The 12,541-nt window shown below is 57.7% G+C and carries 9 protein-coding genes and 1 pseudogene; 5 read left to right on the top strand and 5 right to left on the bottom strand.

Translation table 11 applies throughout. From position 1 onward, the window contains the following. Positions 1-2: 2 nt before the first annotated feature. Positions 3-638 carry an RNA-binding protein gene (locus tag PFY00_RS03840; RefSeq protein ID WP_271431180.1) on the top strand — a complete coding sequence of 212 codons (636 nt, stop codon included), beginning with the start codon at positions 3-5 and terminating at the stop codon, positions 636-638. Positions 639-647: 9 nt separating this feature from the next. Beyond that, complete coding sequence (gene infB / locus PFY00_RS03845) at positions 648-3,131, top strand: translation initiation factor IF-2 (protein ID WP_271431181.1); 2,484 nt, start codon at positions 648-650, stop codon at positions 3,129-3,131. Positions 3,132-3,226: 95 nt separating this feature from the next. Here the strand turns inward: infB and PFY00_RS03850 are convergent, their stop codons facing one another. From PFY00_RS03850 to PFY00_RS03865, 4 genes are all read right to left on the bottom strand, one after another. Continuing rightward, complete coding sequence (locus tag PFY00_RS03850; protein ID WP_271431182.1) at positions 3,227-3,361, bottom strand: hypothetical protein; 135 nt, start codon at positions 3,359-3,361, stop codon at positions 3,227-3,229. A 156-nt stretch (positions 3,362-3,517) separates the two neighbouring features. Next, positions 3,518-3,916 carry an 8-oxo-dGTP diphosphatase MutT gene (gene mutT / locus PFY00_RS03855; RefSeq protein WP_271431183.1) on the bottom strand — a complete coding sequence of 133 codons (399 nt, stop codon included), beginning with the start codon at positions 3,914-3,916 and terminating at the stop codon, positions 3,518-3,520. Between the two features lie 74 nt (positions 3,917-3,990). Further along, complete coding sequence (gene argJ, locus PFY00_RS03860; protein WP_271431184.1) at positions 3,991-5,217, bottom strand: bifunctional glutamate N-acetyltransferase/amino-acid acetyltransferase ArgJ; 1,227 nt, start codon at positions 5,215-5,217, stop codon at positions 3,991-3,993. Then, the gene (locus PFY00_RS03865; protein WP_271431185.1) at positions 5,218-6,069 is read right to left on the bottom strand and encodes a peptidylprolyl isomerase; all 852 of its coding nucleotides are present in this window, start codon (positions 6,067-6,069) and stop codon (positions 5,218-5,220) included. It lies immediately after the preceding gene. 174 nt (positions 6,070-6,243) lie between these two features. On the opposite strand from PFY00_RS03865, the gene secA reads away from it, so the two are divergent. The 3 genes and pseudogenes from secA to PFY00_RS03880 all read left to right on the top strand — a co-directional run bounded on the left by secA (position 6,244) and on the right by PFY00_RS03880 (position 11,663). Next, a complete protein-coding gene (gene secA / locus PFY00_RS03870) occupies positions 6,244-8,961 on the top strand; it encodes a preprotein translocase subunit SecA (RefSeq protein ID WP_271431186.1) in 2,718 nt (905 codons plus the stop codon). A gap of 148 nt (positions 8,962-9,109) precedes the next feature. Continuing rightward, positions 9,110-10,081, top strand: coding sequence for a translocase (locus PFY00_RS03875; protein ID WP_271431187.1), 972 nt, complete (start codon positions 9,110-9,112; stop codon positions 10,079-10,081). 20 nt (positions 10,082-10,101) lie between these two features. Next, positions 10,102-11,663 (top strand): annotated as a pseudogene (locus PFY00_RS03880) (phosphate ABC transporter substrate-binding/OmpA family protein). 11 nt (positions 11,664-11,674) lie between these two features. Here the strand turns inward: PFY00_RS03880 and radC are convergent. Beyond that, entirely contained in the window at positions 11,675-12,445 is a 771-nt protein-coding gene (gene radC, locus PFY00_RS03885; RefSeq protein WP_271431188.1) for a RadC family protein, read from the bottom strand. Between the last annotated feature and the right edge of the window lie 96 nt (positions 12,446-12,541).

Raw genomic sequence — 12,541 nt, forward strand, 5'->3', positions numbered from 1 at the left:
TATTGGGTCGTGGTGGTGCCAGCAAATCCCGTGAAGACGGGCCCGAGCGGAAATGCATCGCCACGGGCGAGGCGCAGCCAAAGTCAGGCCTGATCCGATTTGCGATCGGGCCGGACGGACAGGTTGTTCCCGACGTCACTGGAAAATTGCCCGGTCGGGGTCTATATGTGGCAGCCGATCGTGCGGCGCTTGATAAAGCGTCGGACAAGGGGCTGTTTTCCAAGGCGGCGCGGGCGAAGGTTCAGGTGCCTGATGGGCTGGCGGACATGGTCGAGCAAATGCTGTCGCGCCGGGTGGTTGATCTGATCAGCCTTGCGCGAAAGTCAGGAGCGGCTGTTTCGGGCTACGAAAAGGTCAAGGACTGGCTTCAGAAAGAAGAAGCAACGGTTCTGATCCAAGCCGAGGATGGGTCGAGCCGCGGAAAATCGAAGCTCAGCACACCATACGGTGGAAAATACATTGGTTGGTTGACGGCTGATGAGCTGGGAATGGCCTTTGGGCGACAAACTGTGATACATGCAGCGCTTGGCGCTGGCGGACTCACTCAGCGTGTTGTAGAGGAAGCCCAAAGATTGAAGGGTGTACGTTCAGCAGAGAGCGGGACGGATAAAGGCGGCAGGGGTCGCCTGAAAGGATAAGAGAGCTTTATGAGCGATAACGACGGCAAAAAGACACTGGGTTTGCGCGGTGGTCCCCGCTCGGGGAATGTGAAGCAGAGCTTCAGCCATGGGCGTACCAAAAACGTCGTGGTGGAAACCAAGCGCAAGCGCGTTGTGGTGCCCAAACCGGGCGCGGCTCCGGGCGCCAAGCCCAATGCATCCGTTGGCGCGGGCGGTGGCTCCTCTGCCAAGCGTCCGGCTGGTATTTCCGATGCGGAAATGGAACGCCGGATGAAGGCTTTGCAGGCTGCGAAAGCCCGCGAAGCGGACGATGCGGCGCGCCGCGAAGCCGAAGAAAAGGCCCGCGCAGAAGAGCGTGCCCGCCAGCGTGCGGAGAAAGAAGCCAAGGAACGCGAACAGCGCGAAGCTGAAGAGCGCCTGAAGGCCAAAGCCGAAGAAGAAGAGCGCAAGGCGCGCGAAGCAGCCGAGGCCGCCAAACGTGCGGCTGAGCCAGCTGCAGCACCGCCGGCCGCAAAAGAAGCGCCGCGTGGTCGTGCAGCCCCTGCATCCCCGGCACCTCGCAAGCAAGAGCGCGACGATCGCGGTGGCCGCAAGAGCCGCGACGATGGTGGACGCCGTTCCGGCAAGCTGACCCTGAACCAGGCTCTTGGTGGCGAAGGTGGCCGTCAGAAGTCCATGGCCGCCATGAAGCGGAAGCAGGAACGCGCACGTCAGAAGGCGATGGGTGGCACGCAGCAACGTGAAAAGGTTGTGCGTGACGTGCAGTTGCCCGAAGCGATCACAGTTGCGGAACTGGCCAACCGGATGACCGAAAAGGTTGCAGACGTCGTCAAGGCGCTGATGACCAACGGTATCATGGCGACCCAGAACCAGACCATTGATCAGGACACTGCGGAACTCATCATCGAAGAATTCGGTCACAAGGTGACGCGGGTATCGGATGCTGACGTTGAGGACGTGATCAAGGAAGCCGAAGACGATGCGGCTGACCTGAAACCACGCCCACCGGTCATCACGATCATGGGTCACGTTGACCACGGCAAAACATCGCTTTTGGATGCGATCCGCGATGCCAAGGTCACAGCGGGCGAAGCCGGCGGTATCACCCAGCATATCGGTGCTTATCAGGTGACAACCGATAGCGGCACCGTTCTGTCGTTCCTCGATACACCCGGCCACGCGGCATTTACGTCGATGCGGTCGCGCGGCGCGCAGGTGACGGACATTGTCGTTCTGGTTGTTGCTGCGGACGATGCGGTTATGCCGCAAACCGTCGAAGCGATTAACCACGCCAAAGCCGCCGAAGTGCCGATGATTGTTGCGATCAACAAGATCGACAAGCCGGAAGCCAACCCAACCAAGGTTCGGACCGATCTTCTGCAGCACGAAGTGATCGTGGAAGAGATGTCCGGTGATGTTCAGGACGTAGAAGTCTCGGCCATCTCGGGGCAGGGTCTTGATGAACTGCTTGATGCGATCGCATTGCAGGCGGAAATCCTCGAACTCAAGGCGAACCCGGATCGTGCGGCACAGGGTGCTGTGATCGAAGCCCAGCTGGATGTGGGCCGTGGTCCTGTGGCGACTGTTCTGGTTCAGAACGGTACGTTGCGCCAGGGTGACATCTTCGTTGTGGGTGAGCAGTACGGTAAGGTCCGCGCGCTGATCAACGACAAGGGTGATCGCGTCAAGGAAGCCGGTCCATCGGTTCCTGTCGAAGTGCTCGGCCTGAATGGCACGCCAGAGGCGGGTGATGTTCTGAACGTCACAGACACCGAGGCACAGGCCCGCGAAATCGCAGAATACCGCGCCAACGTGGCCAAAGAAAAACGTGCGGCCGCAGGTGCTGCGACAACGCTCGAACAGCTGATGCAAAAGGCTAAAGACGACGAGAACGTTTCGGAGTTGCCAGTGCTGGTAAAAGCCGACGTGCAGGGTTCGTCCGAAGCGATTGTTCAGGCGCTTGAGAAAGTCGGCAACGACGAAGTCCGTGTTCGGGTCCTTCACTCGGGCGTTGGTGCGATCACTGAATCCGATGTGGGTCTTGCCGAAGCATCCGGATGTCCGGTCATCGGCTTTAACGTGCGTGCCAATGCCTCGGCTCGGAACTCAGCCAACCAAAAGGGCGTGGAACTGCGTTACTACAGCGTGATCTACGATCTTGTTGATGACGTCAAAGCGGCGGCCTCTGGCCTGTTGTCCAACGAAGTGCGTGAAAACTTCATCGGCTATGCGTCGATCAAGGAAGTCTTCAAGGTTACAGGTGTCGGCAAGGTTGCGGGCTGTCTGGTCACCGAAGGCGTTGCGCGCCGCAGTGCCGGCGTGCGTCTGCTGCGTGATGATGTTGTGATCCACGAGGGCACACTCAAAACGCTCAAGCGCTTCAAGGATGAAGTGGCCGAAGTGCAGTCCGGTCAGGAATGTGGCATGGCCTTTGAAAACTATGACGATATCCGTCCCGGCGATGTAATCGAAATCTTCGAACGCGAAGAAATCGAACGTACTCTCAGCTGATCGGTTCGGTTCAAGACAAAAGAAAAGCGCCCTGCCATATGGCAGGGCGCTTTTTTGTTAAGAGGTCGTCTTTGGTTTTCGTCGACGCAGCCAGATCAGGCGGCGGCGTGAACCGGTTGACCGGTATAGATACGGTCACCCACACGGACACTGACCCGGCCATCTGGCAAGGTTTTTTCCAGCAGTCCCTGCACGGAAACACAACTTCCAAGAATTATAGTACGCAGCATGTCATCAACCCCCCACTGATCATGACACTTGATATGTAGTCTTTCTCCCTCAAGAAATCGATAAAATAAAGAGCAAAGATGCGAAATAATCATCGAAAAGCTGTACTTTGATTGGAATTTTCTTGCTGCGGCGCGGCTATACTGCAAGCCGAACGCCTAAAGCCAATCTCGTAGAATTGGAATCAATGGGATGTCAGCTGGTGGCATGGGGTAGTCCCGCAGTTGGTTGGCCCGTACCCATTTGAGCGCCTGACCTTCACGGGATTGTGGAATGCCTTCCCATTTTCGGCAGGCAAACAATGGCATCAGCAGATGAAAATCATCGTAGCTGTGCGATGCAAAAGTCAAAGGTGCGAGACAGGATTCCCACGTATCGATACCAAGTTCTTCCTGAAGTTCACGGATCAAGGCGACTTCGGGCGTTTCGCCGGGCTCAACCTTGCCACCGGGGAATTCCCACAGTCCAGCCATGGATTTGCCTTCGGGACGCTGCGCCAAGAGCACACGCCCATCGGTGTCGATCAGAGCGACGGCAGAGACGAGGATGATCTTCATTGCATGCTTCCTTGCGGGACAGTCGCGAAGCAAAGCCTGTGCGCGGACAAAGGCCTGTGCATCGCAGGGTCGTGTTAGGAACGATAGTCGGCGTTGATTGAGATGTAACCGTGGGTCAGATCGCAGGTCCACACGGTTGCGGAGCCGGTGCCAAGCCCGATCTCGACGTTGATGTCGATCTCGGGGTTCTTCATGTAGGCTGCCCCGTCTTCTTCGCGGTAATTCTCAGCAACCCAGCCTTCGCGTGCCACTTCGATATCACCAAATCGGATGGTCAGAAGATCACGGTCGGCCGCAGCACCAGATTTACCAACGGCCATGACAACGCGACCCCAATTGGGATCTTCCCCCGCAATCGCAGTTTTGATCAACGGTGAGTTGGCAATGGACAGTGCATGTGTACGGGCGTCGGCATCTGACGCCGCGCCGGTCACGGAAACAGTAACAAACTTGGTTGCGCCTTCGCCATCACGGACAACCTGGTGGGCCAAGTCGAGCATGACACGGTGCAGGGCCTGTTCGAATGCTGGATCGGCGTCGGCGCATATACCGGACGCACCGGTTGCACCGATGAGCAGCGTGTCAGACGTCGAGGTGTCGCTATCAACCGTGATGCAGTTGAATGTGCGCTCGTTCAGACGGCTGACCATGGATTGCAGGGCGGATTGCTCGATCTGGGCATCGGTAAAGATGTAGACGAGCATGGTGGCCATATCCGGCGCGATCATGCCTGATCCCTTGGCAATCCCGGCGATGCGAACGGTGCCGTCAGGCAACGCCACTTCTTCGCAGGCCCCTTTGGGAAAGGTATCGGTAGTCATGATGGCCTCGGCGGCGCCGTCGATACCGCTGACATCCAGTGCATCAACCAAATCGCCCAATTTGGAGGTGATCCGATCATGCGGCAGACGTTCACCAATCACACCGGTAGAGGATGTGAAAACACGGTTCTGCGGCAAACCTGTCGCAGCGCTGACCGCTTCGCAAATGGCGGCAACAGATCCATCACCGGCTTTTCCGGTGAAGGCATTGGAATTGCCTGAGTTTACGATGATGGCTGCACCTTCATCGCTGTGCCCGCTGATTTTAGCCTGACAATCCAGAACGTTGGAAGACCGAGTGGCCGACCGCGTGAAAACGCCGGCGACTGTGCTGCCTGGTTGCAGAACGGCCAACATCACGTCTTTGCGACCCTGATACCGTACCCCGGCTTCGACGGCGGCAAAGCGCACACCGTCGATGACCGGCAGATCAGGAAATGCGTCAGGGGCTAGCGGGGATTGCGCAAGACCTTCAGCCAATCAGTCCTCCACCAGCTCGAGGTTGTTCAGGATGGACGTGTCGACATCGTCTTTCGACATCTTTGTGACATCGGCATTGGCTTCGAGATCCGTGATGTATGCAGTCACGGTATCGCGCTGGAGGGTGGCTTCGATTTCGCCGCGCACGGCTTCCAGCGGTGGGGCTGACTTGCTGCGTGCGTCGTTCAGTTTGATGACGTGCCAACCAAACTGCGTTTTGACCGGTTCGGAAATACCATCGACCTCAAGTGCTTCGACAGCCGTCTGGAACTCCTGAACCATCATGCCTGCCGAGAACCATCCGAGCTGTCCGCCGTTGGGGCCGGATGGCCCGGTCGATTTTGCCCGTGCGGTTTCCACGAAATCCGCGCCGCCCTTCAATTCGTCGATGATCGCCTGCGCTTCTTCTTCGGTTTCCACGAGAATGTGAGAAGCGTTGTATTCCTGGCCAGCATCGAAGTCGGCGAATTGTGCATCATACGCGGCCTGAACGGCTTCTTCGTTGATGGCTTCCTTGGCGACTTTTGCGACAACGACAGAGGCCAGAAGGGAACGGCGTTCATTTTCCAAAGCGAGCTGCACACGCTTGGTTTCGACCGCATCATCCTGCTGGCGCAACGCTTCTTGCTGGATCATCTGCTGTAGAATGCCGTCCCACAGGACATCATTTTCCAACTGTTGGTACTGCTCTGGCAAGGATGCGCGTACCAACAACATTTGACCCAATGTGATCTCTTGCCCGTTTACAGTGGCAACCACAGTGTCGACGGTCATCTCTTCTTGTGCAAATGCGGGGCCTGATAAGGTCACGGCCAATGCGGCAGCAGCCAGTGTTTTGAGATGAAATACCATAGGTTTTGTCCTTCTGGGCTTGCCGCAGAGCCCCGCGGCGTTGACACTGATGGACCTGCCCCTTACATCGCCAAAAGGCTCTGCGCGGCCGGTCGTTCCTTCCGTCATATGGGCGTTGTGCGAGGCGGGCAAGCAGATGCCGCACACGAAGGCGTCAGACAGGACAAATAGACCATGCTGGGAAAAATCGCGCGTAAGGTGTTCGGCACCCCGAATGACCGCAAGATCAAGGCGACCCGCCCGCTGGTGGAAAAGATCAATGCGCTCGAGCCAGAGTTCGAAAAGCTCGATGACGCCGGTCTGATTGCCAAGACTGAGGAATTCAAAAAACGGGTGGCCGATGGTGAGGCGCTGGATGCCTTGCTGCCCGAAGCCTTTGCCAACTGCCGCGAAGCGGCTAAGCGCGCCTTGGGTCTGCGGGCCTTTGATGTTCAGTTGATGGGCGGCGTTTTCCTGCACCAGGGCAATATTTCCGAAATGAAGACGGGTGAAGGCAAGACGCTTGTGGCGACCTTCCCGGCCTATCTGAACGCGCTGACCGGGCGCGGTGTGCATGTGGTAACGGTGAACGACTATCTGGCCAAACGTGACGCGGACTGGATGGCAAACGTATTTTCAGCCTTGGGTCTGACAACAGGCGTGGTCTACCCACGCCAGCCCGAAGAGGAAAAGCAGGCGGCCTATGCCTGTGACATCACCTACGCGACGAACAACGAACTGGGTTTCGATTATCTGCGTGATAACATGAAGTCCGAGTTGAACCAGATCTTCCAGCGGGATCATTACTTTGCGATTGTCGACGAAGTGGACTCGATCCTTGTTGATGAAGCACGGACGCCTTTGATCATCTCAGGGCCCGCGCAGGACCGTTCCGAGCTGTACCAAGGGATCGACAAGGTAATCCCCGAATTGGCAGACGATGCGTTCGCCATTGATGAAAAAACCCGCAACGTAACCTTCACCGACGAAGGCAACGAAGCGTTGGAAGCGCTGCTGCATCAGCGCGGCCTGCTGGATGAAGAGCAGACGCTCTATGATCCCGAAAGCACGACCGTGGTGCACCACGTCAATCAGGCGCTGCGGGCGCACAAACTGTTCCAGCGCGACAAGGATTACATCGTGCGCGATGGCGAAGTGGTTCTGATCGACGAATTCACCGGCCGTATGATGGCCGGGCGGCGTTTGTCCGAAGGTCTGCATCAGGCCATCGAAGCCAAGGAAGGCTGCCAGATCCAGCCCGAGAACGTCACGCTGGCATCGGTTACGTTCCAGAACTATTTCCGCCTCTACGACAAATTGGGTGGCATGACGGGCACCGCCAGCACCGAAGCTGAAGAATTTGCCGAAATCTATGGTCTGGGCGTTGTTGAAGTTCCGACCAACCGTCCGATCGCGCGGATCGACGAAGACGACAAGGTCTACCGCACGGCCCGTGAAAAATACGAAGCGATCGTCGAAGAGATTAAAAAGGCGCATGAAAAGGGCCAGCCGGTTCTCGTGGGCACCACCTCAATCGAAAAGTCCGAAATGCTGAGCCAGATGCTGTCTGCGGCTGATCTGAAGCACAACGTTCTGAACGCACGTCAGCATGAGCAGGAAGCGCAGATCGTTGCAGACGCCGGTAAGCTGGGCGCCGTTACGATTGCGACGAACATGGCCGGCCGCGGGACGGACATCAAACTGGGCGGCAACGTCGAGTTCAAAATCATGGAAGCCATCGCGGCTGCGCCCGACAGCGATCCAGAAGTAATCCGGGCCCAAATTGAAGACGAGCACGGGAAAGACGAACAGGCTGTCAAAGACGCGGGCGGTCTGTACGTGTTGGCAACCGAACGGCACGAGAGCCGCCGCATCGACAACCAGTTGCGCGGCCGTTCCGGCCGTCAGGGCGATCCCGGTCGCTCCAGCTTCTTCCTGTCGCTCGAAGACGATCTGATGCGGATTTTCGGGTCTGAGCGTTTGGAAAAGGTACTTTCCTCGCTGGGCATGAAGGAAGGCGAAGCAATCGTACACCCATGGGTGAACAAATCGCTGGAGCGCGCGCAGGCCAAAGTCGAAGGTCGCAACTTCGATATTCGTAAACAACTGTTGAAATTCGACGACGTGATGAATGACCAGCGAAAGGTCATCTTCAGTCAGCGTCGCGAAATCATGGAAGCTGAGGACCTGTCCGAGATTGCACAGGACATGCGCCATCAGGTGATTGACGATCTTGTGGACGGCTATGCGCCGCCCAAGGCCTACGCAGACCAGTGGGATACCCATGGCCTTTATGCCGCGTGCATCGAAAAGCTGGGCATCGACGAACCGATTATTGGGTGGGCTGACGAAGATGGCGTGGATCAGGACGTTCTGCGCGAGCGGTTGGAAGAAGCATCCGACAAGTTGATGGCCGAGAAGGCCGAGGCCTTTGGCCCCGAGACAATGCGTCAGGTCGAAAAGCAAATTCTGCTTCAGGCCATCGATGGTAAGTGGCGCGAGCATCTGCTGACACTTGAACACCTTCGGTCTGTCGTGGGTTTCCGGGGTTATGCCCAGCGTGATCCTCTAAACGAATACAAGAATGAAGCATTCCAGCTGTTCGAAAGTTTGCTGGATAGTCTGCGCGAAGAAGTGACGCAAAAGCTGTCGCAGGTTCGCCCGATGACCGAAGAAGAACAGCGCGCCATGATGGAACAGTTGATGGCGCAGCAGGCTCAGATGCAAAAGCAGGCCGCCGCGCCTGCGCCGCAGCCAGAAGCTGGTGCGCAGGAAGCAAGCGCGCCTTCCGAGCCATTGTTGGCCGGCTTCGATGAAAACGATCCCGACACCTGGGGCAATCCGGGCCGCAACGATCCATGCCCTTGTGGATCAGGGAACAAGTTCAAGCACTGCCATGGGCGTCTCGCTTAACTGCGAGATTGCCTCACATACACCCGCGGAATGCACTTTGAGATAACAAAATACATCTTTTGATTGCCTCAATGGTTTCTTGGGCGTGCCCCATAGCTGCCACGATTGTCAACAATACCTTCCGTCGGAAAACCGATGGGAGGCCGCAATGGCAAACCTTAGAGCTTATCTTTTGGGTGGTGCGACACTGATCTGTGCGCTGTCCGTAGGCTATGTGATGCAATACGGCTATGGCGGCCCGGATGCGAATGCAGCGGATGCCGATGCTTTGGCTGTGACAGACATCACGCTGACATCCTCAGCTGCGATTGCGCCTCGGTTGCCCACCGATCTGGTTATCGACGAAAATCTTCCAGACGCGCAGGTGGAATTGGCAGCTGCGCCTGAATTGAAACTGGAAGGGTTCGACCTGCCGGATGAAGCAGCCGGATCCGGTTTTGATTGTGAACTGACAATGCAGGCCGATCTAGCGGCTGGTGCTTTGGTTGATCTGACTTTGACCGCACCGTGTAATGCCAGCGAACGTGTCACGATCCATCATCAGGGTATGATGTTCACCGAAGTGATGCAGCCAGACGGCACACTGACCGTGACCGTGCCGGCCCTTGCCGAAACAGCCACGTTCATCGCGGCATTCGCAAGCGGCGATGGTGCAACGGCAATTGCCGAAGTGACTTCACTGGCGTTCTATGACCGCGTCGTCGTGCAGTGGAAGGGCCAGGCGGGCCTTCAGCTTCATGCCCGCGAGTTCGAAAGCGAATACTTCTCGGAGAATCATGTTTGGGCAGCGGCTGCGGGCAGCCTGTCTGACGCAGCCAAAGGCGAGGGTGGTTTTCTGACCAGACTTGGTCAAAGCGATGCACCCGATGCCTTGGTGGCCGAGGTCTACTCTTTCCCGACCGGAACAGCAGCGCGGGATGGTCAGGTGCTTTTGACCGTAGAGGCCGAGATTACCGAACTGAACTGCGACAGCTCAGTTGAGGCGCAAACTCTTGAGCTTCGGGACGATGCCAGCCTGCGCGTGCGCGATTTGACGCTTGATATGCCCGAATGCGATGGCGTTGGTGACTTTCTGGTGTTGAAAAACCTCGTCGAAGACCTGAAGATCGCCGCACGCTAGTTTCAGCATGCAGGCAAATAATGCGACATCTGCGTGCGGCGTTTTTCGCCGCACTTTTCTTTTTTGGCTTCGTCCAGACTGCCTTGGCAGAAGACGTGACCCTGCGGTCGCGGGACGGAGCTATCGAACTAACCGGAACACTGCTGGGATTTGACGGCGAATTCTATCGCATTGAAACACGCTATGGCGAGTTGACGGTTGATGGTTCTGGCGTGCTTTGCGAAGGCCCCGGTTGTCCGTCGCTGACAGACTATGTCGCCGAATTGTCAGTGTCAGGCTCTGCGACTGTAGGACGGGTCTTGATGCCTGCTCTGATCGAATCCTTTGCTTTGAAAAACGGACTTAGCACGCAGCGTGAACCGGTGGATGCCACACATTTCGTCTATGAGCTGACCAGCATTTCAACCGGCAAACTGGTTGGACGGTTTGCTTTTCGGGTCACGAACACCGACGAAGGCTTTGCGGATCTGTTGGCTGATGAAGCCGACATTGTCATGGCATCGCGCGAAATTCGACCATCCGAGGTGGCGCTGGCCCGAGAGGCCGGACTTGGAAACCTGAACCGCCCAAACCGTTCGCGAGTTCTGGGGCTGGATGCGGTTGTGCCCGTTGTTGCGCCGGCCAATCCGGTCAAGGCAATCTCTTTGGCCGATCTGTCGCGGATTCTGTCTGGTCAATTGACGAATTGGCGGGAACTGGGCGGGCCGGATGCGCCGGTCGTTGTGCATCTGCGAGAGGCCGGTTCCGGCCTGTCACAAGGTCTGGAAGATCGTCTTTTGACGCCGATCGGTGCGGTGCTTGGGGCTGAGATCAAGCGGCATCGGAGCAATGCGGAACTGGCTGCCGCGGTTTCCAGAGACCCTTTTGGCATTGGATTGGGCAGTTATTCCGAGACGGGAAACACCCGGGCTCTGGTTCTCACAGGGCCATGCGGTTTTCAGCTTCGCGCGGCGCGGCGTTCGATTAAAACCGAAGACTACCCGCTGACGGCGCCGATGTTCCTGTACATGCCGGCCCGGCGGCTTCCCGCTTTGGCGCGCGAGTTTCTTGCTTTCACGCGATCCGGGCCCGCCCAAATTGTTATCCGGCGTGCTGGCTTTGTCGATCAGGCCCCCGAAGAAGTGCCTGTCGATCTTCAAGGGGATCGATTTGCGAATGCAATTCGGGTTGCTGAAGGCACCGCTGGCTTGGAAGCTTTGAACGCCATGACACGCACGCTGGTGCCCATGCGCCGTCTGACCACATCGTTCCGATTTGAAACCGGGTCCGCACAGCTTGATGCGCAGTCACGGTCGAACGTGCAGCAATTGGCGCGCGCCCTTGAGGCAGGCACCTACGATGGGCGCCGTTTGGTCTTTGTCGGATTTTCGGACGGTCAGGGTGCTGCCAATGCCAATCTGACGATTGCGCGCAAAAGGGCCGAGGTCGTGAGAAAAGCTGTTCTGCAAACGGCTGAGACCGCGGATGGGGATCGTTTAGAAATCGGTTTAGAGGCCTTTGGTGAGGCGCGATGCCTATGGCTTGTGACGATACGGCCTGGGGTCGTCAGGTGAACCGGCGGGTCGAAGTCTGGTTGCAGTGATTGCGCTGGGTTTACAGCAGACCCTCGGACCGAAAGCTGAGCTCCCTTGATTTTCCGATCACTAGGTGATCGTGCAGTACGATGTCCATCGCTTCGGCGGCGGTGCGTATTTGAGCGGTCATGTCGATGTCCGCGGCGCTGGGGGTCGGATCCCCTGAGGGGTGATTGTGCACGAGGATCAGCGCCGACGCGTTCAGATCGAGCGCACGTTTGACAACCTCGCGCGGGTAGACCGGCACGTGATCGACCGTGCCGCGCGCTTGGGCTTCATCTGCGATGATCACGTTTTTACGATCCAGAAACAGCACCCGGAACTGTTCGATGTCCTGATGCGCCATAGCGGCCTGACAATAGTCGAGAAGGGCATCCCAACTGCTGACGATGGGCTTGTGCAAGACTTTGGCACGAGCAAGCCGATGGGCGGCGGCCTCTATGATTTTGAGCTCTGTCACCACGGCATCGCCAACGCCACTGATGTCCCGCAGGCGGATGGCGGGCGCGGAAAGCACAGTGTTGAAGTCGCCAAAGTGGTCGAGCAAGGCGCGCGCCAGCGGCTTCACATCGCGGCGCGGAATGGCACGAAACAATACAAGCTCAAGCATTTCGTAGTCGGGCAGGGCGTCGGCGCCGCCAATCATGAAGCGTTCGCGCAGGCGCGCGCGATGATCGCGAATATAACTTGGCAGCTCGGGCGCTTTGCGTGCGGCGGCGGGCTGGACGCGCGCTTCGTCCAGATCAAAGAGCGTAGCTTGGGAATCGGAGAAGTGCGGACCACGGGGCATGGCGTTAGCGTGCCGCGGAATGGTTAGCAGGCGGTTAATTCCGGTACCATGAGGGCCGGTGTGCGCCGCTCGCGCGCCAAGGCGCGCATCGCCCCG

This window comes from Thalassococcus lentus (genome assembly GCF_028023555.1).
Lineage (GTDB): Bacteria > Pseudomonadota > Alphaproteobacteria > Rhodobacterales > Rhodobacteraceae > Thalassococcus_A > Thalassococcus_A lentus.